General features: G+C 70.4%; 21 protein-coding genes. 9 read left to right on the plus strand and 12 right to left on the minus strand.

Going from position 1 to position 20,852, the window contains the following annotated elements; genetic code table 11:
* Positions 1 to 225 precede the first annotated feature (225 nt).
* Both G510_RS0104080 and G510_RS0104085 read left to right on the plus strand, forming a co-directional pair.
* Positions 226 to 1,542 carry a hemolysin family protein gene (locus G510_RS0104080; RefSeq protein ID WP_029152586.1) on the plus strand — a complete coding sequence of 439 codons (1,317 nt, stop codon included), beginning with the start codon at positions 226 to 228 and terminating at the stop codon, positions 1,540 to 1,542.
* The gene (locus tag G510_RS0104085) at positions 1,539 to 2,585 is read left to right on the plus strand and encodes a hemolysin family protein (protein ID WP_029152587.1); all 1,047 of its coding nucleotides are present in this window, start codon (positions 1,539 to 1,541) and stop codon (positions 2,583 to 2,585) included. Before G510_RS0104080 ends, G510_RS0104085 begins: the two co-directional genes overlap by 4 nt.
* Positions 2,586 to 2,594: 9 nt before the next feature.
* On the opposite strand, the gene G510_RS0104090 is transcribed toward G510_RS0104085, so the two are convergent.
* The 3 genes from G510_RS0104090 to G510_RS0104100 are packed head-to-tail and all read right to left on the minus strand — an operon-like array spanning position 2,595 to position 4,759.
* The gene (locus G510_RS0104090; protein ID WP_029152588.1) at positions 2,595 to 3,884 is read right to left on the minus strand and encodes a GNAT family N-acetyltransferase; all 1,290 of its coding nucleotides are present in this window, start codon (positions 3,882 to 3,884) and stop codon (positions 2,595 to 2,597) included.
* Positions 3,885 to 3,905: 21 nt separating this feature from the next.
* Positions 3,906 to 4,160, minus strand: a complete 255-nt coding sequence (locus tag G510_RS0104095) for a zf-HC2 domain-containing protein (protein WP_029152589.1) — start codon at positions 4,158 to 4,160, stop codon at positions 3,906 to 3,908.
* Positions 4,157 to 4,759, minus strand: a complete 603-nt coding sequence (locus G510_RS0104100) for a sigma-70 family RNA polymerase sigma factor (protein ID WP_211219154.1) — start codon at positions 4,757 to 4,759, stop codon at positions 4,157 to 4,159. Before G510_RS0104100 ends, G510_RS0104095 begins: the two co-directional genes overlap by 4 nt.
* Positions 4,760 to 4,869: 110 nt before the next feature.
* Between G510_RS0104100 and aroA the strand changes: the two genes are divergently transcribed.
* The 6 genes from aroA (at position 4,870) to G510_RS0104135 (ending at position 11,153) form a co-directional block, all read left to right on the plus strand.
* Positions 4,870 to 6,213, plus strand: a complete 1,344-nt coding sequence (gene aroA, locus G510_RS0104105; RefSeq protein ID WP_029152591.1) for a 3-phosphoshikimate 1-carboxyvinyltransferase — start codon at positions 4,870 to 4,872, stop codon at positions 6,211 to 6,213.
* 10 nt (positions 6,214 to 6,223) lie between these two features.
* Positions 6,224 to 7,264, plus strand: coding sequence for a ribosome small subunit-dependent GTPase A (gene rsgA, locus G510_RS0104110; protein ID WP_029152592.1), 1,041 nt, complete (start codon positions 6,224 to 6,226; stop codon positions 7,262 to 7,264).
* A gap of 75 nt (positions 7,265 to 7,339) precedes the next feature.
* Positions 7,340 to 8,815 carry an HNH endonuclease signature motif containing protein gene (locus G510_RS0104115; RefSeq protein WP_029152593.1) on the plus strand — a complete coding sequence of 492 codons (1,476 nt, stop codon included), beginning with the start codon at positions 7,340 to 7,342 and terminating at the stop codon, positions 8,813 to 8,815.
* A gap of 215 nt (positions 8,816 to 9,030) precedes the next feature.
* Positions 9,031 to 9,504 (plus strand): thioredoxin-dependent thiol peroxidase, encoded by a 474-nt coding sequence (gene bcp, locus G510_RS0104125; RefSeq protein WP_029152594.1) that lies wholly within the window; start codon positions 9,031 to 9,033, stop codon positions 9,502 to 9,504.
* Between the two features lie 43 nt (positions 9,505 to 9,547).
* Positions 9,548 to 10,162, plus strand: a complete 615-nt coding sequence (locus G510_RS15310) for a TetR/AcrR family transcriptional regulator (RefSeq protein ID WP_036321905.1) — start codon at positions 9,548 to 9,550, stop codon at positions 10,160 to 10,162.
* A 91-nt stretch (positions 10,163 to 10,253) separates the two neighbouring features.
* Positions 10,254 to 11,153, plus strand: coding sequence for a cation diffusion facilitator family transporter (locus tag G510_RS0104135; RefSeq protein ID WP_029152595.1), 900 nt, complete (start codon positions 10,254 to 10,256; stop codon positions 11,151 to 11,153).
* Positions 11,154 to 11,159: 6 nt separating this feature from the next.
* Here G510_RS0104135 and G510_RS0104140 read toward each other — a convergent pair whose 3' ends face one another.
* Genes G510_RS0104140 through G510_RS0104175 form a run of 8 tightly spaced genes read right to left on the minus strand, consistent with a single transcriptional unit; the run spans position 11,160 to position 18,756 of the window.
* Positions 11,160 to 12,041 (minus strand): DnaJ domain-containing protein, encoded by an 882-nt coding sequence (locus tag G510_RS0104140; protein ID WP_029152596.1) that lies wholly within the window; start codon positions 12,039 to 12,041, stop codon positions 11,160 to 11,162.
* Positions 12,041 to 12,757 carry an ATP-binding cassette domain-containing protein gene (locus G510_RS15315; protein WP_084644188.1) on the minus strand — a complete coding sequence of 239 codons (717 nt, stop codon included), beginning with the start codon at positions 12,755 to 12,757 and terminating at the stop codon, positions 12,041 to 12,043. The genes G510_RS0104140 and G510_RS15315 overlap by 1 nt, the downstream gene beginning before the upstream one ends.
* Positions 12,754 to 13,566 (minus strand): molybdate ABC transporter permease subunit, encoded by an 813-nt coding sequence (gene modB, locus G510_RS0104150; protein ID WP_029152597.1) that lies wholly within the window; start codon positions 13,564 to 13,566, stop codon positions 12,754 to 12,756. Before modB ends, G510_RS15315 begins: the two co-directional genes overlap by 4 nt.
* Positions 13,563 to 14,306: a molybdate ABC transporter substrate-binding protein gene (gene modA / locus G510_RS0104155; RefSeq protein ID WP_029152598.1), complete on the minus strand. Its 744-nt coding sequence runs from the start codon at positions 14,304 to 14,306 to the stop codon at positions 13,563 to 13,565. The genes modB and modA overlap by 4 nt, the downstream gene beginning before the upstream one ends.
* On the minus strand, positions 14,306 to 14,734 hold the full coding sequence (locus G510_RS0104160; protein WP_029152599.1) for a molybdenum cofactor biosynthesis protein MoaE: 429 nt from the start codon (positions 14,732 to 14,734) through the stop codon (positions 14,306 to 14,308). The genes modA and G510_RS0104160 overlap by 1 nt, the downstream gene beginning before the upstream one ends.
* 53 nt (positions 14,735 to 14,787) lie before the next feature.
* Entirely contained in the window at positions 14,788 to 15,408 is a 621-nt protein-coding gene (locus tag G510_RS0104165) for a response regulator (RefSeq protein WP_029152600.1), read from the minus strand.
* Positions 15,405 to 16,691 (minus strand): sensor histidine kinase, encoded by a 1,287-nt coding sequence (locus tag G510_RS0104170; RefSeq protein ID WP_029152601.1) that lies wholly within the window; start codon positions 16,689 to 16,691, stop codon positions 15,405 to 15,407. Before G510_RS0104170 ends, G510_RS0104165 begins: the two co-directional genes overlap by 4 nt.
* Positions 16,657 to 18,756, minus strand: coding sequence for an MMPL family transporter (locus G510_RS0104175; RefSeq protein WP_084644189.1), 2,100 nt, complete (start codon positions 18,754 to 18,756; stop codon positions 16,657 to 16,659). The genes G510_RS0104170 and G510_RS0104175 overlap by 35 nt, the downstream gene beginning before the upstream one ends.
* Before the next feature lie 197 nt (positions 18,757 to 18,953).
* Between G510_RS0104175 and G510_RS0104180 the strand changes: the two genes are divergently transcribed.
* Positions 18,954 to 19,589, plus strand: a complete 636-nt coding sequence (locus tag G510_RS0104180) for a hypothetical protein (protein ID WP_036321907.1) — start codon at positions 18,954 to 18,956, stop codon at positions 19,587 to 19,589.
* Here G510_RS0104180 and G510_RS0104185 read toward each other — a convergent pair.
* Positions 19,586 to 20,851: a glutaminase gene (locus G510_RS0104185; protein ID WP_029152604.1), complete on the minus strand. Its 1,266-nt coding sequence runs from the start codon at positions 20,849 to 20,851 to the stop codon at positions 19,586 to 19,588. The genes G510_RS0104180 and G510_RS0104185 overlap by 4 nt on opposite strands.
* Between the last annotated feature and the right edge of the window lies 1 nt (position 20,852).

The following is a 20,852-nucleotide window of genomic DNA, read 5'->3' on the forward strand; positions in this document are numbered from 1 at the left end:
GATCGCCCACTTTCATCGATGAATGTTGCTCGCAGCTCGCGCCGACAGCTCGACGCGATCGTCCTACAACCCTAACGCTCCGTACTTGTGAAACTCACGGCGACGCGGTGATGGTTTGCCCTATGATCGAGAGACTATGGACGACCCCCCGAGTAGCAGCCCCAGTACCGCCGAACCGCGTCGACATCCGCACCCCGATCGAGGGGATGGTGCGTCGCAGTCGTGATGGACTGGATCATGCTGGGAGTCGGACTCCTGCTCATCATCGGCACCGGTATCTTCGTGGCCAGCGAGTTCTCGCTCGTCAATCTCGACCGTGCTGATCTCGAGGCCCGCCAGGCTCGAGGAGAAACTCGCCTGGCCCTCACGATCTCCGCACTGCGGCACACCTCGACGCACCTGTCGTCGGCGCAGCTCGGCATCACACTGACCACGCTGCTGACGGGTTACACGATGGAGCCCGCGCTGTCGCGGCTGCTGTCGCCGGTGATGTCCGGCTGGATGCCCGAGGGACTCATCGCCCCCGTCGCGACCATCATCGGAATGATCATCGCGACGTTCTTGTCGATGATCCTCGGCGAGCTCGTGCCGAAGAACTTCGCGCTCGCGCTGCCGCTCGCGACGGCAAAGCTCGTCGCACCGGCGCAGATCGCCTTCACGACCGTCTTCCGCCCCGCCATCAAGGCGCTCAACGGCAGCGCCAACGGGATCCTTCGCCTCGTGGGCATCGAGCCCCAAGAGGAGCTGTCCGGCGCGCGGAGCGCCGAGGAGCTGTCGAGCCTCGTGCGCCGCAGCGCCACCGCGGGCATACTCGAGAAGGACACCGCGACGCTCCTCGATCGCTCGTTGCGGTTCGCGCGGCTCTCGGCCGACGACGTCATGACGCCGCGGCCGCGCATGCACGCGATCGCGGTCGGCGAATCGGCCGATGACGTGATCGACCTCGCCCGCGAGACGGGGCACAGCCGCTTCCCCGTCTACGACGAGGATCTCGACGACGTCGTCGGCATCGTTCATCTCAAGGCGGCCGTGAGCGTGCCGCGCGAGAAGCGGTCCGACGTGCCGGTCGGCGCCCTGCGCACCGATGCGCTGCGCGTGCCCGAGACCGTCGGCCTCGACCAGTTGCTGGCTGAGCTTCGCCGCGAGGGCTACCAGATGGCCGTCGTCGTCGACGAGTACGGCGGTACGGCGGGCGTCGTCACGCTCGAGGATCTCGTCGAGGAGATCGTCGGCGAGGTCGCGGACGAGCACGATCGCCGCCGCGCCGGCGTCGTCAAGCACGTCGGGTCGCTCACCTTCCCGGCGCAGCTGCGCCCCGACGAGGCCCGCGAGCGCGCGGCCGTCGAGGTGCCCGAGTCCGACGACTACGACACGGTGGGCGGTTTCGTCATGAGCGCCCTCGAGCGCGTGCCCGCCGTCGGCGACAGCGTCGATATCGAGGGCGGCACCCTCGAGGTCGTGCGCATGGACGGCCGACGGGTCGACCGCGTGAGGTTCACTCCGGATCCCCTGCCCGCCGGTGCCGAGGAGGCAGAGCGATGAGTGACTGGGCTGGACTTGCATGGCTCGTCGTGCTGCTGGTCGGCAACGCGTTCTTCGTCGGCGCCGAGTTCGCCGTCATCTCCGCGCGGCGCTCGCAGATCGAGCCGCGCGCCGAGAACGGATCCCGTGCGGCGAAGACCGCGCTGTACGCGATGGAGCACGCGACCGCCATGCTGGCGACGAGCCAGCTGGGCATCACGATCTGTTCGCTGCTGATCCTGAACGTCTCCGAGCCCGCGCTGCATCACCTGCTGATGACGCCGCTCGGCCTGACGGGCCTCGGCGAGGCCGCGGTCGATACGGTCTCGTTCATCATCACGCTGCTGCTCGTGTCCTACCTGCACGTCGTGTTCGGCGAGATGGTCGCGAAGAACATCGCGTTCAGCGTGCCCGACCGCGCCGTTCTGATCCTGGCCCCGCCGCTCGTGTGGGTCTCGAAGGTGTTCCACCCGATCGTGTGGATGCTGAACACGATCGCGAACGGCGTGCTGCGGTTGTTCCGCGTCGAGCCGAAGAGCGAGGCGAACTCGACCTTCACGCTCGACGAGGTCGCGACGATCGTGAGCCAGTCCCGGCGCGAGGGCGTTCTCGAGGATCCGTCCGGAACGGTGGCGGCCGCGCTCGAGTTCACTGACAAGGAGGCCGGCGATATCGCGGTATCGCTGGAGCACCTGGTGACGCTGCCCGAGACGGCGTCGCCGTCGGACATCGTGCGGGCCGTGGCGATCCACGGGTATTCGCGGTACGTGATCGTCGACGAGTCCGGTGCACCCGTGGGCTACGTGCACCTGAAGGACATCCTGCGCACGCCCGACGAGCGCACGGACGATCCGATTCCGTCGAAGCGGGTCCACCACATGGTGCCCGTGAGCGTGACGACCGACCTCGAGGATGCGCTCGCGCTGATGCGCGAACGCGGGCGGCACCTGGCGAACGTGCGCGCGTCCGACGGCCGGACCGTCGGCGTGCTGTTCCTCGAGGACATCCTCGAGGAGCTCGTCGGCGAGGTCAACGATGCGACGGAGCGCCAGCGCCGCCGCTGACCCGCAGGGTCAGTAGACGATCGAGAGGTGCGGGAAGGCGCGGGCGCGGAGGGCGTCCGACAGGGCGCGGATCTTGTCGGCGGATCCCGTGACCCGCCCCGCCGCCTGCAGGGTCTCGAGGCGCACGGCGCCGAGGTACGCCGCGGACAGCGCCCCGACGTCGAGCGTCACGTCGGCCTCCGCGCCGTCCGCGAGCGGCTCGACGCGCACGCCGTCGGCTCCGAGCTGCGCGACGGTCCAGGACCCGTCGGCGATGCCCAGCGGATCCGTCACCGCGATGCGCACGCCGAACCCGCCCTCGAAGCGCCGCGCTTCAAGAGCCGCCGGCACGTCGAGGATGCGCAGCCAGCCGTGCTCCGACACGCGCTGCTCGACCATGTTCGCGTCGCTGACCTGCCACGGCAGCGGGTCATCGATCGGCTGGTTGTACGCCTCGATCGTCTCGACGAGGTCGTGCTCGATCGCGAACTTCCACAGCGCGGCCCTCGCATCGGGCGTCGCCGCCACGAGGTGCCGCACGCTCAGCGTGTGCCGCCGATAGTCGGCGCCCTCCACGAGGCGGTACGCCATGGATCCGACGGTCTCCCCCGCCGCGTCCACGGCCCGCACCCCGCGGATCTTCTCGGGATTCTCGGCGCCCGCGTCGAGCCCGGCGTGCTGCTGCCACCGGCGGTTCCAGCCCGCGATGTCGCCGATGCGATCGGCGCGCGTGCGCTCGTGCAGCTCGCCGAGGTCTGACGCGAGCTGCTCGCGATCGACGAACAGGATCCGCGCGGCCGGCTCGGGCGCCCGCCACCCCGCGAGCTTCGCACTGATTTTCACGGTCGACACGGGGGCCGCGGATGCGAATCCGTAGCGCCCGTAGATCGTCGCCTCCGTCACTGTCAGCCCGGCCATCGCGAGCCCCTCGGCCTTCGCGGCGCGCAGCTCGCCCTCGAGCATGGCCCGAGCGATCCCGCGACGGCGGTGCGTGGCCGCGACCGTGACGGCGCTGATCGCCCACATCGGCAGCTCGCCTCCCGGGACCGTCAGCGGCGTCACCCACGACTTGACGGTCGCCACGGGAAGCGGCTGCACGGCGGATCCGTCGAACACGCCGATCGACCGGGAGTCCGGCTGACCGTCCGCCTCGGCCAGCGCGGCCGCCGTCGGCTCGCCGTCGAGGAAGCCGCGCATGACGGCCTTCCGGAAGTCGGCGCGCTCGTCGCCGACCATGACCCGATACTCGAGGCCGCGCGATGCGAGCGCCTCGCGCGAGGCCTGGTCAGTCGGGCAGTTTCGAGCGTCGAATGAATTCACCCGACCACCCTATGACGCAGATCAGTGCGGTTCGGCCTGCACATCCCGAAGGCTCGCGATCACGCGCAGCCGCAGATCGTCCGGCGCCGCCTCATCGCTGCAGGCCCGGTGCACGGCGTCGGTCAGCGTGCGCGCGACGGTCGCCTCGTTCTGGCACCCGGGGCAGCTCTCGATGTGCTCCCGGATCTCGGCCTGGGCGGTCTGGCAGAAGCTCTCCTCGCCCCGCACGAACGCCTCGAGATCGGCGCGTGCCTTCTCACACCCGCAATCGCTCACTTCTTCGCTCCCGTCTGAGCCGCGACGATCCCTCGTTCAGCGGCATAATCCTTCAGCTTCTCGCGCAGCTGTCTGCGCCCGCGGTGCAGGCGGCTCATCACGGTGCCGATCGGCGTCTCCATGATGTCGGCGATCTCCTGATAGGCGAAGCCCTCGACGTCAGCGAGGTACACCACCATCCGGAAATCCTCCTTGAGCTCCTGCAGCGCGTCCTTCACGGCCGACGACGGCATGCGGTCGATCGCCTCGGCCTCGGCCGAGCGGTGGCTCGTCGCTGTCGTCGAGGCCGCGCCTCCGAGCTGCCAGTCCTCGAGCTCGTCGATCGCGCTCTGGTACGGCTCGCGTTGCCTCTTGCGGTACCCGTTGATGTACGTGTTCGTCAGGATCCGGTAGAGCCAGGCCTTGAGGTTCGTGCCCTGCTCGAAGCGGTCCCACGCGGCGAACGCCTTCACGAAGGTGTCCTGCACGAGGTCGGCCGCGTCCTGCGGGTTGCGGGCCATGCGCATGGCGGCGCCGTACAGCTGGTCCATGAACGGAAGAGCCTGATCCTCGAACTGGCTTCGGGGATCGTCGCGGGAAGTGGTGTCGATGTCGTCCATCGAGAACCACCCTACGTCTACGGGCTCGTACCGCACCTGCGGATCTACCGCAACACACGTCGCTGAAACCATTCGGCACCGCCTCTCATCCTTCACTAAGGTGGAACGCGATGACCATGCACGGGTATTCCCTCGAGTCCGCCCCGCCGACCGAAGCGCCGCGCGGATCGTTCGCCGCGCCCACTGCCGACGCGCCGCTCGCGGCCACCGTCACGGTGCCGGGATCCAAGTCGTTGACGAACCGCGAGCTGATCCTCGCCGCGCTCGCCGACGCGCCGAGCCGCCTGAGCGCGCCGCTGCACTCGGTCGATTCGTATCGCATGGGCGATGCCCTCCGCGCGCTCGGCGTGCGGGTCGATCGCGTGCCGGGCGAGAGCCCGTTCGGCGAGGACGTCGAGGTGACGCCGCCCCGCGCGCTCACCGGCGGATGCGAGATCGACAGCGGTCAGGCCGGCACGGTCATGCGCTTCGTCGCCCCGCTCCTCGGCCTCGCCGAGGGCGATGTGCACATGACGGCCGATGCCAGCGCCCTGCACCGCCCGATGGGCACCATGATCAAGGCGCTCCGTGACCTCGGCGTCGACATCGACGACGGCGGATCCTGGAGCCTGCCGTTCACGGTGCACGGCCACGGGCACATCCGCGGCGGCGAGCTCGAGATCGACGCGTCGGGGTCGAGCCAGTTCGTGTCTGGCCTGCTGCTCGCGGCGCCCCGGTTCGACGTCGGCCTGCACCTGAAGCACACGGGCGAGCGCCTGCCGAGCGTGCCGCACATCGACATGACGATCGACAGGCTCGCGCACCGCGGCGTGCACGTCGAGCACCCGTCCCCCGGCGAGTGGATCGTCCCGGCGACGACCCCGCGCGGCAAGACGGTCGAGATCGAGCCGGATCTGTCGAACGCCGCCCCGTTCCTGGCCGCGGCGATGGTCGCGGGCGGATCCGTGACGGTTCCGTCGTGGCCCGCGCGCTCGACACAGCCAGGCGGACACCTCACCGAGATCCTCTCGCTGCTCGGCGCGCGCGTGACGCGACGCGGCGGCGCGGTGACGATCACGGGCGGGCGACAGATCCACGGGGTCGATCTCGATCTCTCGGCCGTCAGCGAGCTGACGCCCACGCTCGTCGGGCTCGCGGCGCTCGCCGACCAGCCGTCGACGTTCACCGGAATCGGCCACATCCGCACGCATGAGACGGACCGCATCGCCGCACTGACGTCCAACCTGCGCGCGATCGGATGCGGCGCCGAGGAGCTCGAGGACGGCATCCGGATCATTCCGGCCCCTCTGCACGGCGGCGAGTGGAAGTCGTTCCACGACCACCGCATCGCGACGACGGGCGCGCTCATCGGGCTGCGCACGCCGGGCATCGTCGTCGACGACATCGGCACGACGGGCAAGACCATGCCGCAGTTCGTCTGGCTGTGGCAGCGCATGCTCGCCGGCCTGGAGTGAGCGTCCGCCCGTGAGCTGGTGGGACGACGACGAGACCGACGAGGACGACGACCTCTACGACGAGTCCACCGTGCGCGTGCGCCCCAATCCCAAGGCGAATCGGCCGCGCACGAAGATCCGGCCGAAGCACGATGACGCCGTCATCGGGCGCGTGCTCGGGGTCGATCGCGGGCGCTATCGCGTGCTGATCGACGAGGACGAGCCGACGGAGCATCCCGTCACCGCGTCCCGGGCGCGCGAGCTGCGCCGCACGCCGATCGTCACGGGCGATCGCGCGAGGATCGTCGGCGACACATCCGGCGACGAGGGCACCCTCGGCCGCATCGTCGGGATCGAGGATCGTTCGTCGCTGCTGCGGCGCTCGGCGGACGACACGGACAACGTCGAGCGCGTGATCGTCGCGAACGCCGATCAGATGCTCGTGGTTGTCGCGGCCGCGGATCCCCCGCCGCGCCCCCGACTCGTCGACCGATACCTCGTCGCGGCGCTCGATGCGGGGATCCGCCCGCTGATGGTCGTCACGAAGACCGACCTCGCGGATCCGACGGAGTTCCTGCGCAACTTCGAGGGGATCGACGGCCTGCGCGTGTTCCTATCAGCGGAGGGTGCGATGCCGGTCGACGAGATCGGAACGGCGATCGCCGGGCACTCGACCGTGTTCGTCGGGCACTCGGGCGTGGGCAAGTCGACGCTCGTGAACGCGCTCGTGCCCGAGGCGAAGCGTGCGACGGGGCATGTGAACCTCGTCACGGGGCGCGGGCGCCACACGTCATCGTCGACGGTGTCTCTGCGGTACCGCGGACCCGCGGGATCCGGTTGGGTGATTGACACCCCGGGCGTGCGATCGTTCGGGCTCGGGCACGTGGATCCGGAGAACATCCTGCGCGCGTTCGGCGACCTCGCCGAGATCGCGGAGGAGTGCCCGCGCGGGTGCACGCACCTGCCCGATGCCCCGGACTGCGCGATCAACGAGTCGAGCGAAGCTTCCCCCGCCCGCGTCGCGTCGCTGCAGGGGCTGTTGGAGACTTTCGCGGGGCGCGCGGAGCACTGACGATTCGAATGTAAGTGCTTGTTTTCTTGATTGTTCACTCTATTTTTTCGTAGTTATCTACGATAGAATGAGGGCGTGACCGAGGACGAGTTCGAAGACGAGCTGCGGGGGCTCACGCCCGAGCAGGCCGTCGAGGCTCGCGCCGTGCTCGATGAGCTCGCCGATGCGCGGCGGGCGGCGGCGATGATCGAGGGCCACGTCGTGGACCTCCTCGCCCGCCTCGGCCGGCTCTCCGATGCGCAGGCGGCCGCGTCGCTTTCGGGGTCGCGTGCGCGTGAGGACGCGCGGCGCTCGTTCGCCGCGCAGGCCGGCATCGCGTTGCACACCGGCCCGGCCGAGGCCCGGGCGCGGCTCGCGATGGCCGAACAGATCCACGATGACTGCCCCGTCACCCTCGCCGCCCTCCAAGAGGGCAGGCTTTCCCTGCGGCACGCGGAACAGGTCGTCAAAGCCGGCCTTCCCTTGGATGCGGGCGGACGGGCCTCGCTCGACCACGGGGCCCTCGCCCTGGGTGAGCAGCGCACGGCCCGCCAGCTCGGGAAGGTGCTGGACAAGCAGGCCGCTGACGTGGATTCCCGGTCGTTCCGGGAACGGCACGCCGATGCCCGAGCCCACCGGCACGTCACGATCCGCGACGTGGGTGCCGGCATGAGTGAGCTGCTGGTGTGCGGTCCGACGATAGAGGTGCGATCGGTGTTCGACCGGGTCGATCAGATGGCCCGCGAGATCAAGAAAGACCGCGCCCGTGCCCGCCGCGCCTACGAACGCGCACACGGCGAACTCCCCGAAGAGGGCTGGATGGCGCCGGTATCCGGTGGCCGGGACGGCACGGATCCGGAAGTCGTCGCGGCCAGCGACCAGCGCACGCTCCCGCAGGTGCGCACCGATCTGCTCCTCGACGTGCTGCTGACGTCGGAACCGGGAGGGCATGAGCTGTTCGCCTCCGGCACTGGTGCGGGCCTCGGGCAGATTCGGGCGGGCGTGCAGGTCACGATCCCGGTGACGCACCTGATCGACCCCGAGACCGACCCTGAGGGCGGGATCGGTGCGGCGTGGCTGGATGATGGCACCCTGATCGACGCCGACACGGCGAGGATCCTCGCCGGGAACACGGCAGGGTGGGAACGGATCTTCATCCGCCCAGAATCGGGCACGATCGAGGCGGTCGATCACTACCGGCCCACCACCCCGCAACGGCGGGCGGTGATGGCGCGAGATATGACCTGCCGGATCCCCGGATGCGAGATCCCGGGGCGATCCTGCGACATCGATCACGGGCACGACTATGCCCGCGGCGGGCCCACCCGCCTGGACAACCTCGAAGCGCTGTGTCCGGCGCATCACCAGATGAAACACCAAGCCGGATGGACGGTGACCCAGACCGCCGACGGGGTGGTCGTGTTCACGACGCCTGCCGGGCATGTTGTCACCGATGAGCCGATCAGTCGGGTGTTCTTCCACGAAACCCCACACGCGGCCCGGGCCGAACGTCAACAGATCGCCCGCGACCACGAGGCCAAAGACCGGCGCGTCTATGCCCGGGACCGGTAAGAGATCCACGACGCCGGGTTGTGGGGGCCGGTCTCGAGGTCACTGCCGCATGTGTGCGGTAGGCGCTGCGAGGATCAGGACGCCGGGGTCGACCCGGATGAGTTCCTCGAGATGCTCACCGATGGGCGCATCGCCGACCCGCAGGCCGACATCTGGATGCTGTGCTGAGCGTCAGCTCTGACTGCCCCGCACCCGCGGCCGATAGGCTCGATGAGATGACCACCACGCGCCTCGAATCCGGATCCGCTGCCCCCGACTTCACGCTGCTCGACCAGGACGGTCGGAGCGTCTCCCTCGCCGACTTCCGCGGCAAGAAGGTCGTGCTGTACTTCTACCCGGCCGCGATGACGCCGGGGTGCACGACCCAGGCCTGCGACTTCCGCGACTCGATCGCGTCGCTCAAGGGCGCGGGCTACGAGGTCGTCGGCATCTCGCGCGACGAGCCGGCCAAGCTCAAGAAGTTCGCCGAGCGCGATGGCCTCGCATTCCCGCTCCTGAGCGACCCGGATACAGCCGTTCACCTCGCCTACGGCGTCTGGGGCGACAAGATGAACTACGGCAAGGTGATCCAGGGCGTCATCCGCTCGACGTTCGTGATCGACGAGGCAGGAGCGATTACCCTCGCGAAGTACAACGTGAAGGCAACCGGCCACGTCGCCCGCCTTCGCCGCGAGCTCGGGATCGACTGACCAGCCTTGCACACCGGGTGAACACCTGTTTACCCTAGAGCGCATGAGCACCCCGGACAACGACCCGATCGTCCACGCCGCCGTCATGCGCTTCGCCGTCGAGGGCTTCGACGCGCCGCTGCGCGGGATCGGCGCGGACGCGGGCGTATCGGCCGCGCTCATCATGAAGAGGTTCGGATCCAAGCAGGGGCTGCGCGAGGCGACGGATCGTTACGTTCTCGAGTGGATCCGCGCGGCGCGGACCCAGCACGCCGGCGAGGCCGCGGGCGGGCACCTGCTCGCCGCGCTCGCTCAGCACGACGAGTACGCGCCGCTGATCATCTACGTCGTGCACTCGATCCTCGAGGGCAGCGATCTCGGCCACGATGTCGTCGACCAGATCGTGGCCGACACCGAGGATCACACCTCCGCGAGCGTCGAGCAGGGCGCCATGCGACCGAGTCGCGATGAGCGCGCGCGAGCCCGCTACATGGCGCTGAGCGGGCTCGGCTCGTTCCTGCTCACGATCCTGCTGCGCCCCGACGGCGACGACGCCGACCTCGCGTCCGTGAGCCGTCGGTTCGCCGAGGAGCAGACCCTGCCGGTTCTCGAGCTGTACACCGAGGGCGCGCTCACCTCGAGCGCGCAGCTCGACGAGCACCTGCACCAGCACTCTTGAGAGCGATTCCGACTCTCGATCCCATCAAGAGCGAAACGGATCCCCGCCCGCCGCCTCGCGGCTACGCTCGCCATGAGAGAGAGGGGATGAGATGAGCGCAACGGACACGCGAAAGCGGCTGTGGATCGCGTTCGGCATCACGTTCGTCGTGCTGATCGCGCAGGCCGTCGGCGCTTTCCTCACCGGCAGCCTCGCGCTGCTGACCGACACCGCGCACATGCTCACCGACGTCTCGGGCCTCGCGATGGCCCTCGTCGCGGCGACGCTCATCCTGCGCCCCACGAGTTCGAAGCGCACCTGGGGGTTCCGCCGCGCCGAGGTCATCGCGGCGTTCGCACAGGCCGCACTGCTGCTGGTCGTCGGAATCTACAGCGCGATCGAGGGCGTTCGGCGGCTGTTCGATCCGCCCGACGTCCCCGGAACCGAGCTGCTCGTGTTCGGCGTCATCGGACTCGCCGCGAACGTCGTGGCGATCTCCGTGCTCGCGTCCGGCCGCGGCTCGAGCCTCAACATGCGCGCCGCGTTCCTCGAGGTCATCAACGACGCGCTCGGCTCGGTCGGCGTCATCGTCGCCGGGATCGTCATCGCTACGACGGGCTTCGTCCGCGCCGACCCGATCGCGGGGCTCGTGATCGCCGCTTTGATCCTCCCCCGCGCGGTGACGCTCATCCGCGAGAGCGTCGGCGTGCTGATGGAGTTCACCCCGGCGGGCCTCGACCTCGACGACGTTCGCCGGCACGTGCTCGAGCTCGAGCACGTCATCGACGTGCACGACCTGCACGCCTCGACCGTCGGAACCGGCCTGCCCACGCTGACCGGCCACATCGTCGTGCGCGACGAGTGCTTCGCCGACGGGCACGCCCTCGACGTGCTCGGCGAGGTGAAGGACTGCGTCGCGGAGCACTTCGACATCGCGATCGAGCACGCGACCTTCCAGATCGAGACCGAGCGGATCCGCGCGATGGAATCGGACGACATCACCCACCCGTAGCGAGAATCAGGACCTCGTGCGCACGCTCTGGGTGAGTCTCGTGCGCACGTCGAACAGCTCGTTCCCGCCGATCCTCCGCGCGCCCGGCACGCCGGATCGCAGAACGGTGCGCAGCGCGCTCCGTCGCACCGCGAGGGCGGGCATGCCGCGCACGGCGCCGAGCGAGGTCGCCGCCTCCCCCAGGTCGTCGTCGGGCAGGATCAGGATCGCGCCGCCGAAGCGCACGCCTGCGGCCCGCGCGACCAAGCGGATCCGGCGAGTGAGATCGGCGATCGGCGTGCGCCCGTCGTCGCCGATCGGTTCGCCCCTTCGGAAGCGCACGGGGCCGCCGAGATCCTCCGACGTCAGCCCGTACAGCCCCGACGGCGTGAGGACCACGTGGTCGAGCGCGTCGTCGTCGCCGACCGCGACCGAGTGCCAGACGGTGAAGCCGATGCCGAGATCCTCGATCGCGGCGGCCGTCGCCTCCTCCGCGATCGCGTCGGCGAGGATCACCCTCAGCTCCCACGGCGCCGAGCGCACGAATGCGGCCGAGTACACGTCGGCGTCGCCCGATCGCTCCCGTGCGGCGGCCGCGTAAGCGGCTCGTCTCCAGGCTCCGGCCGTACCGCGGACCGTCGCGCGCAGTCGGGTGCCGCGCGAACCGTTCTGCGCGGGGCGCCACGACGATTCCGCGGCGGATCCGTTGTCGAACGCCGCGCGCGAATCCGGCTCGCCGAGAATCTCCCACGCGCGCTGGACCTGGATGAACTCCGCGGCGTCTCCGCCCGTGTCGGGATGCGTCGCGCGCAGCCGCGCGCGGAACGCCCGCCGCAGCTCATCGTCGGATGCCGCGGGGCCGGTGCCGAGCACCTCGTACGGGGAGGCGGAGAGCGGGCTGTCGAACATCATGCACCTCCCGCGGATGCTGCGACGGCGCGCGCGAAGGAGGTCGCGGGCGCGCCGAGAACCTCGTCGAGGGTGCCGTCGTGGGTGATGAGGCCGTGCTCGATGATCACCAGCCGATCTGCCAGGGCCACGGCGTCTGCTGCGCTGTGCGACACGACGATCGCCGTCGTCTCGCTCAGCTGCTCGCGCACGACCGCGCGCGCGTCGGCGGCGGCCTCGACGTCGAGCGAGGTGAACGGCTCGTCGAGCAGCATGAGGTCGGGCCTCGCGGCGAGCGCCCGGGCGAGCGCCACGCGCTGCCGCTGGCCTCCCGAGAGCTCGTGGGCGCGCCGCGCGCCGAGGCCGGGGAGGCCGATCCGCTCCATCCAGGCCTCGCCGGCCGCCCGCGCGTCGGACCGGGGAAGCCCTGCGGACCGCGCCGCGAACGCGATGTTCGCCGACGCCGACATGTGCGGGAAGAGGTTGCTCTCCTGGCCGAGCAGACCCACGGCGCGGAGCGGCGGGGGCGTGTGGGTGCGGTCGTCGGCGAGTGTTGCCCCGCCCAGGACGATGCGGCCCCGCGCGATCCGCACGAGGCCCGCGATCGCGTGCAGCAGCGTCGTCTTGCCCGCCCCGCTCGGCCCCATGATCGCCAGGGTCTCCCCCGCCGCAACGCTCAGTTCGACGTCGAGCCCGGCGTACTCCACCGCAACCCGGGCCTCGAGCACCGCCGTCATCGCACGGCCCCCGGACGCCAGGCCCGCACGGCGAGCAGAACCAGCGCGGCCGTCGCGAGCAGCAGCAGCGAGAGCGCGACGGCGGTCTCGCGGCCGGATCCCGCGCCGTTGAACGCCGTGTAGATGGCCAGCGGCATCGTCTGCGTCGTGCCCGGCGCGTTGCCCGCGAACAGGGCGGTCGCCCCGAATTCCCCGATCGCCCGCGCGAAGCAGAGGATCACTCCCGTGACGATGCCCGGACCGGCGAGCGGCAGCGTGATGCGCCAGAGCACCCGCCACCGGCGCGCACCGAGCGTGGCGGCCGTGCGCTCGTACGCGCTTCCGGTCGCGCGGATCGCGCCCTCAGCCGACAGCACGAGGAAGGGCAGCGCGACGAACGCCTGCGCGATGACCACGGCGGGGAACGAGAACGGCAGCACCACGCCCCAGAGCTGTTCGATCGCGGCGCCGACCGGGCTCGTGCGCCCGAAGAGGAACAGCAGCGCCACGCCGCCGACCATCGGCGGCAGCACGAGGGGCACCGCGACCACCGCCCGCAGCAGCGCGGAGACGCGCGGGCCCGAGCGTGCGATGAGGAGCGCGAGCGGCAGCCCGAGCACGACGCAGACGGCGGTGGCGAGCAGGCCGCTCGTGAGCGAGAGGCGCAGGGCGTCGAGGGCCGCGGGCGAGGTGATGTCTGTCCACAGCGTCGCCCACGAGGCGCGCGCGATGAGCGCGAGAAGCGGCAGCACGAGCAGCAGCACGCCGAGGATCGCGGGCAGGAACAGGGCGAGCGGCGGCGTCGCCCCCTGATCCGCTCGGCGTGTCACGGTGCGCCGAAGCCGTGATCCGCCAGCACCTGCTGGCCCTCGGCGCCTGTCACGTAGTCGACGAACGCCGACGCGGCATCGGGGCTGTCGGATCCGCTGAGCGCGGCGACCGGGTACCGGTTGACGACCTCGTCGGCGTGCTCGGGAACGATCGCCTCGACGGTGTCGTCGCCCGCCGCGTCGGTCGCGTAGACGAGGCCGGCGTCGGCATCGCCCGTCGAGACCTTCGTGAGCACCGCCGTGACGTTCTGCTCGAGGCTCGCGGGCTCGAGCTCGACGCCCGCCAGATCGAGCAGCCGCACGCTCGCCGACCCGCACGGCACCTCCGCGGCGCACGTCACGACGGTCGCACCGGGGAGGTCGGCGAGGGTCTCGATTCCGGCGGGATTCCCCTGCGGCACCGCGATGACGAGCGTGTTCTCGGCGAAGATCTCCGGCGTCTCGGTGAACTCATCGACCGCGGTCATGTTGGCTTCGTCGGCCGACGCGAACACGTCGGGCGCGGCGCCCTCCGCGATCTGCGTCGCGAGGGTGGAGGATCCGTCGTAGACGATGGGTTCGACGTCGATGTCCGCGTGCCCGCCCTCGAACCCCTCGGCGATGTCATCGAACGACGCCGCCAGCGATGCCGCCGCGAACACCGTGATCGACGTCCGGGCGTCCTCTGCGGAGCACGCGGCGAGCGCGGATCCGGCGAGCGCCAGCCCGCCGATCACCGCTACGGCGCGGCGGTGCGGCATCACGCGATGCCCTTCCAGGCCGCGCTGCCGTCGGATTCGATCTGCCGCTTCCACACGGGCAGGTCGGTCTTGATCTGCTCGATGACCGCGCGGCACACCTCGAAGGCCTCGGCGCGGTGGGCGGATCCGACCGCGATCGCGACGGCGGCGTCGCCGATGTCGAGGCGGCCGACGCGGTGGCTGACGGCGACGATCGCCTGTGTTCCGGCCGACGCCCGTTCCGCGATCCCCCGGAGCGCGGATTCCGCGTCGGGGTGGGCCGAGTACTCGAGCGCGACGACGCCCGACGCGGCGTCGGGGTCGTGGTCGCGCACCTGGCCGAGGAAGGTCGTGACGGCGCCGATCGCCGGATCCGAAACGGCCTGGACGTGAGCGGCGAGGTCGAGCGGTTCGTCGCTGATCCTCGCGATGCGGATGTCGCTCGTCATGGTCCGTCTTTCCGGGGAGTGATCGGATTCCCGCCCCCAGATTATCGGTCTCGTCAGATCAGCCCGCGCTCCCGGGCCACGTGGATCGCGCGCGAGCGCGTGTCGACGCCGAGCTTGGTGAAGATGTGCACGAGGTGCGTCTTCACGGTGGCCTCCGTCACGAACAGCGCGCGGGCGATCTCCCGGTTCGTCGCGCCCGTCGACAGCAGGCGCAGCACCTCGATCTCGCGGTCGGTCAGCTTCGGCAGCGGGCTGCGGATCCCGCGGAGCACGCGCGAGGCGAGGTCGGGCGCGAGCACCACGTCGCCTGCCGCCGCCCGCTGGATGCCGTCGATGATGACCTCCGGGTCGACGTCCTTCAGCAGGTACCCCGCCGCGCCCGCCTCGATCGCGCCGAGGATCTCCGCGTCGCGGTCGAAGGTGGTGAGGATCAGAACGGCGGGCGGCGCGTCGAGCGCGCGGATCGCGGACGTGGCCTGGATCCCGTCGATTCCGTCGCCGAGACGCAGGTCGCACAGGACGACGTCGGGGCGCAGGTGCGACGCGAGGGCGATCGCCTCCTCGCCGGTCGCGGCCTCGCCGATGACGCTCAGCTCGGGCGCCGAGTCGAGCACGGCGCGCAGGCCGCTGCGCACGACCGGGTGGTCGTCGACCAGCAGAACGGTCGTCGTCATGGTTTCTCCTCCGCCGCGCGGTCGGCGGCCTGTGTCGTGGTGGATCCGTGATGGAGCGGGAGGTGCACGGAGACGGCCGTGCCCTCGCCCGGCGCGCTCTCGATGTCGAGTCCCCCGCCGAGCTCGCGCAGACGCGAGCGCATGAACCGCAGCCCGTAGCTCGCCGAGGCGGCGTCCGGTGCCCGTTCCCACTCCGCCATGTCGAACCCGACGCCGTCGTCGGTGATATCGAGCCGCACGGAGTCCTCCGCGTCGATGAGGCTCATCACGACGCGCGTCGCCTGCGCGTGCAGGCGCACGTTCGCGAGCGCCGACTGGGCGGTGCGCAGCAGCGCGACCTCGACCTCGGTCGGCAGCATCGGCAGCGACTGATCGACGTGCAGCTCGGCCGCGAGGCCCGCCTCGTCGCGCACGCGATCGAGCATTCGGCTGAGGGCCGCCGCCAGCGCGTCGTCCTCGAGCTCGGCCGGCGCGAGCGCCGCGATGATCCGCCGGACGTCTGCGAGGCTGTCCCCCGCAAGAGATTCCACCTGTTCGAGCGTGCGCGCGGCGCCTTCGTCCTCGCTGCGCGCGGCGCCCGCGTGGGCGAGCAGGCGGATCGACGACAGCGCCTGCGCCACGGTGTCGTGGATGTCGCGAGAGATGCGCGTGCGCTCGGCCGTGGCGCCGGACTGCCGCTGCGCGAGCGCCAGCTCGTCCTGCAGCTCGGCCATCTCGCGCTGTGCGCGCGAGAGCGAGGCGACGAGGCGCTCCCGCTCGGCCCCATCGCGCAGCAGCTGCAGATAGCCGCGCGAGATCCCGAACGCGAAGATGCCGCCGATGAGCGGGCCGAACACGTTCGCATAGCTCGTCGCGCCGTGATGCAGGATCGGCGCGACGATCACGACGGCGAGAACGACGACCGCGAAAACGAGGCCCCACCGCAGCGGCAGCAGGTGGCCGGCGAGCAGCCACAGCAGGAACGCGAGCCAGATGAACTCGGCCGAGACCGCGACCGCGGCGATCCAGATGACCGCGAAGCCGATGAGCCACCACACCACCGCGCGGCGCGACCGGTTCTTCGACGGCAGGATCGTGCCGGCCGTGTGCCAGGCGAGGATCGCGACGCCCGAGATGATCGCGGCCGGCAGCGCCACGCCGTCGCCGGCGGCACGGATCACCCCGATCGCGATCAGCACGAGCGCAATAGCGTGCTGACCGATCTCCATCGCGCGGACCGTGGCGCCGGCGACGGCCGACCCCGGCGGGTCAGTGCGCTTGAGCGGCAGGTGTACGAGGCTCATGAGTCGATTCTGCCCGGCTCGCGCGGATTTTTCCGGGCCACCAGATGCGATCTCCCATCAGCGTGAAGATCGCGGGCACGATGACGGTGCGCACGACGAGCGTATCCACGAGCACGCCGACCCCGACGATCAGCCCGAGCTGCCCGAGGGTGACGAGCGGCAGCACGCCGAGCGCGGCGAACACGGCGGCCAGCACGATGCCGGCGCTCGTGATCACGCCGCCGGTGTGCGCGACCGCCTCGACGATGCCCGCACGCGTGCCGACGAGGCGCGCCTCGGATTTGGCGCGGTGCACGAGGAAGATCGTGTAGTCGATGCCGAGCGCCACGAGGAACAGGAACGACAGGATCGGCACCTGCAGATCCAGCGCATGCTGATCCAACACGACTCGGCTCAGCCACGCGCCGGCGCCGATCGCGGCGACCGCGCTCGCGACGTTCACGATGAGCAGCAGCAGCGGGGCGACCAGCGAACGCAGCAGGATCAGCAGCACGATGAAGCTCACACCGAGCACGAGCGGGGCGATGAGTGCCAGGTCGAACTCGTTGCCGGATCGCGCGTCGAGCTCGGTGGCGACCGCGCCGCCCACGACGGCGTCCGCTCCCTCGATCGGGTGCACCGCGTCGCGCAGCTCGGTGATCTGGTCGAGGCTCTCCTCGGCGGCCGGCGAGTACTCGCTCGTGACCATGATCTTCGTGAGCTCGCCGTCGTCAGTGACGCCGGCCGGGTGGGCGCGCACGACGCCCTCGACCTCGCCTGAGGCCGTCACGACGTCCTCGGCGGCCGCGCTGTCGGCGATGATGTAGATCGGCTGCGCCTCGCCGGGCGGGAAGTGGTCGGAGAGCGTCTCGAGACCGGTCGCCGATTCGGACTGCACCCGGAACTTCTCGACCTGATCGAGCCCGACCGACGTGCCGAACAGGCCGGTGGCCATCACGACGAGCAGCGCGCCGCCGCCCACGAGGCTGACGACCGGGCGCTTCGACACGTGCGAGGCGATCGAGCGCCACGCGCTGCGGCGCTGGCGGATCTGTCCGGGGCGCGGCACGAACGGCCAGAACACGCGACGACCGCACACCGCGAGGAACGGAGGCAGTACGAACAGCACTGCGAGAAGCGCGATCACAAGACCTATCGCCGCGGGGATCCCGAGGCCGCGCGTCATCGGGATCGTCGCGAAGATCAGCGTGATCAGCGCGAGCACCACCGTGACGTTCGACGCGAGGATGGCCGGCACCGACTTCCGCCACGCGACGCTGAGCGCGCGCCGGTCGTCGTCGGTGTTCTGCAGCTCCTCGCGGTATCGCGAGATCAGCAGCAGCGCGTAGTTCGCGCCCGCGCCGAAGACGAGCACGCTGATGATGCCGGCGTCGAACCCGAATCCCCACGCGGATCCCACCGCGGCGGTGACCCGCCCGGCGAGTCCGTCAGCGAGGGCGATCACGATGAGCGGGATCAGCCACAGCACCGGCGAGCGGTACGTGATGATGAGCAGGATCGCGACGATCAGGATCGTCACGAGCAGCAGGGTGAAGTCGGCCCCGTCGAACGCAGATGCGACGTCGGCGCCGAACGCCGGCCCTCCCGTCACCTGCAGCGTGAGCCCGTCCGGGGCGTTGTCTGCGATGTCGGCGCGCAGCGCCTTGACGACCTCGGCCGTCTCGGTGTTGTCGGCGCCGACCGTGATCGGCGTGATGAGCACCGCGGCCTTGCCGTCGTCGCTGACCGCGGGCCCGGAGACGTCGTCCGACGCCTGTTCGTCGAGCACCGGGATCAGGCCCTCGAGCGCGGTCAGGTCCGCGCTCGTCAGGTCCCCGCCGTCGTCGCGCGCGGCGACCACGAGCACGGGCTGCACGTCCGAATCGGGGAACTGATCCATCAGCTCGGTCACCGCGCTCGCTTCGGATGCCGCCGGGGCCTGCCCGGTGCGCGAAGGCGCCTCGGCGCTGCCGAAGATACCGAACAGCGCGACCATGAGAAGGACCCCGAGGCCGAGCGAAATCCACGCGCCGCGGCGCGAGGTCAATCGGTCGGACAAGCGCGACCGCACACGTGTTTCTGTCATACCTACGACTTCACCAGCCGGCGCGTCGCGGGTCATCGCGTACGAGGCTGATCCTCGTGTCAATCGAATGGTTGATGGGGGTGAACGGATACGTGACGGATGTCATGCCCGGACGTGCGCTGCGACACTTCTGACCGCCATGAGCCCCGCGTAGCGTTGGCCCAGAACACCCCCGCACGATCTACGGAGCTGATCGAATGGCACGCAAGGCCCAGCCCGGTGACGGCCACGAGCTCACGCGCTACCGCTGGTGGCAGCTGTTCTCGCGCTCGCTGTTCCACCTGCGCCTGCGCGGGGTGGGCGGCGGCTCGAGCGTCTGGTCGATCGACGTGCGGCACGGCGGCGACTCCGATGGCGTGGTGTGGGCGATGCTCTACGCCGACGGGCGCAACCAGGCGCGGTCCAAGATGCCCGCGGCGTTCGTCGTTCCGGGCGGCACCATCCAGGTCGCCGCCAGCGGCTACGGGATGAAGCGCTGCCGATTCGTCGGCGACGATGGCGGGATCCGGCGGCTCACGCCCGATCCGGCATCGGCCGAGGGGCGCCGCGCGCAGCTGGAGCGCAGCCGCCCGGGCCTCAGCCGCGCGATCGGCGCACTCTCCGTGGTGATCCTCATCGCGGGGCTCGTGCTCGGCGTGCCCCAGATCGTCGAGGACATCACGCGGATCCCTCCGGTCGCCGACGTGATCGGAACGTTCGTCAGTCCGATCCGCCTGCCGTTCGGTGTGAACATCGCGCTGCTGCTCGCGACGCTCGCGGCGAGCACCGAGCGCGCGCTGCGGCTGCGCTACAACTGGATCCTCGACGGCGGCGCGTTCGATGGCGACTTCTAGCCGACGGCGTCCTCGAGCTCCTCGACGATGACCGCGTCGCCGACGTCCGCGCGCGCGAGGATTCCGTCGGGGTCGACGAAGTACACCTCTCGACCCTCGTCGATCAGACGGCGTGAGCCCTCGAGGATGAGTCGCAGCGCCACGGCGTCGAGCGAGAAGACCAGCGCGACGTCGAAGACGACGCGCGCCTCGTCGATGCCGCTCTCCTCGATGTCGCGCACGATGCGCTCCGCGCCAGCGAAGCGGATCCCGCCCTGCAGCCGGAGCACCCGCGTCGGGCCGCGCTCGCCGTCGTGCACGCGATTCGAGCGCACGACCGAACTCGCCGCCGACGGAATCTCCATCACGTGCAGCCCCATGTCGGACGAGAAGCGCTCGAAGAGCGAGACGCCGCGAACACTGTGCCCGTGCTCGTCCAGGCGCGGCGAGAAGGTAGCGATGCCGACCTGTCCGGGAAGGGCGCCGATGAGTCCGCCGCCCACGCCGCTCTTCGCGGGGATCCCGACCTGCGTCGCCCAGTCGCCCGCCGCGTCGTACATGCCGCAGGTGAACATCACGCTCAGCACGTGGCGCACGATCTCGCCGCTGACGACCTGTTCGTTCGTGAGCGGGTTGACGCCGCGATTCGCGAGCGTCGCCGCCATCATCGCCAGGTCGCGCGTCGTGACGACGACGGCGCACTGGCGGACGTAGCCAGCGACCACCTTCCGCGGATCCTCGGTCAAGACGTCGCGGCTGCGCAGCATGTGCGCGATCGCGAGATTGCGGTGGGCGGTCTCCATCTCGGACGAGTACACGCGCTCGTCGATCGTGAGCTCGCGACCGGCGAACGCCGACAGTCCCTGGCGCACGCGCTCGCCGCGATCCTCGGGCTCCGAGTTCCACGACCCGATCAGCGACTGCACTGTGAGGGCCCCGGCGTTGATCATGGGGTTGAGCGGACGGCCCGTGTCGTGCTCGAGGGAGACCTCGTTGAACGCCTCGCCGGACGGCTCGACCCCGACCTTGTCGAGCACGGCGTCGAACCCTCGATCGGCGAGGGCGAGCGCGTAGACGAACGGTTTCGAGATCGATTGGATCGTGAACTCGACGTCGCTGTCGCCCGAGCCGTACACCTCGCCGTCGATCGTGGCGACGACGGCGGCGAGGCTCTCGGGGTTCGCCCCCGCGAGCTCGGGAATGTACTGCGCGGTCTGTCCGGAGGTGTCCGGCTCCACGCGGAAGAGAGCATCGGCCAGGTAGTCGGTGACGATCGAGCGCATC

The sequence above is a fragment of the Microbacterium gubbeenense DSM 15944 genome, assembly GCF_000422745.1.
Lineage (GTDB): Bacteria > Actinomycetota > Actinomycetes > Actinomycetales > Microbacteriaceae > Microbacterium > Microbacterium gubbeenense.

Coding starts and splice junctions, on each gene's coding strand:
- G510_RS0104085 (WP_029152587.1), top strand. CDS start 1,539: ATGAGTGACTGGGCTGGACTTGCATGGCTCGTCGTGCTGCTGGTCGGC.
- G510_RS0104185 (WP_029152604.1), bottom strand. CDS start 20,851: ATGCGCTCGATCGTCACCGACTACCTGGCCGATGCTCTCTTCCGCGTG.
- G510_RS0104170 (WP_029152601.1), bottom strand. CDS start 16,691: ATGAGCCTCGTACACCTGCCGCTCAAGCGCACTGACCCGCCGGGGTCG.
- G510_RS0104135 (WP_029152595.1), top strand. CDS start 10,254: ATGAGCGCAACGGACACGCGAAAGCGGCTGTGGATCGCGTTCGGCATC.
- aroA (WP_029152591.1), top strand. CDS start 4,870: ATGACCATGCACGGGTATTCCCTCGAGTCCGCCCCGCCGACCGAAGCG.
- G510_RS0104175 (WP_084644189.1), bottom strand. CDS start 18,756: ATGACAGAAACACGTGTGCGGTCGCGCTTGTCCGACCGATTGACCTCG.
- G510_RS0104080 (WP_029152586.1), top strand. CDS start 226: ATGGACTGGATCATGCTGGGAGTCGGACTCCTGCTCATCATCGGCACC.
- G510_RS0104140 (WP_029152596.1), bottom strand. CDS start 12,041: ATGTTCGACAGCCCGCTCTCCGCCTCCCCGTACGAGGTGCTCGGCACC.
- G510_RS0104180 (WP_036321907.1), top strand. CDS start 18,954: ATGGCACGCAAGGCCCAGCCCGGTGACGGCCACGAGCTCACGCGCTAC.
- bcp (WP_029152594.1), top strand. CDS start 9,031: ATGACCACCACGCGCCTCGAATCCGGATCCGCTGCCCCCGACTTCACG.
- G510_RS15315 (WP_084644188.1), bottom strand. CDS start 12,757: ATGACGGCGGTGCTCGAGGCCCGGGTTGCGGTGGAGTACGCCGGGCTC.
- G510_RS0104165 (WP_029152600.1), bottom strand. CDS start 15,408: ATGACGACGACCGTTCTGCTGGTCGACGACCACCCGGTCGTGCGCAGC.
- modA (WP_029152598.1), bottom strand. CDS start 14,306: ATGCCGCACCGCCGCGCCGTAGCGGTGATCGGCGGGCTGGCGCTCGCC.
- G510_RS15310 (WP_036321905.1), top strand. CDS start 9,548: ATGAGCACCCCGGACAACGACCCGATCGTCCACGCCGCCGTCATGCGC.
- G510_RS0104160 (WP_029152599.1), bottom strand. CDS start 14,734: ATGACGAGCGACATCCGCATCGCGAGGATCAGCGACGAACCGCTCGAC.
- G510_RS0104100 (WP_211219154.1), bottom strand. CDS start 4,759: ATGGACGACATCGACACCACTTCCCGCGACGATCCCCGAAGCCAGTTC.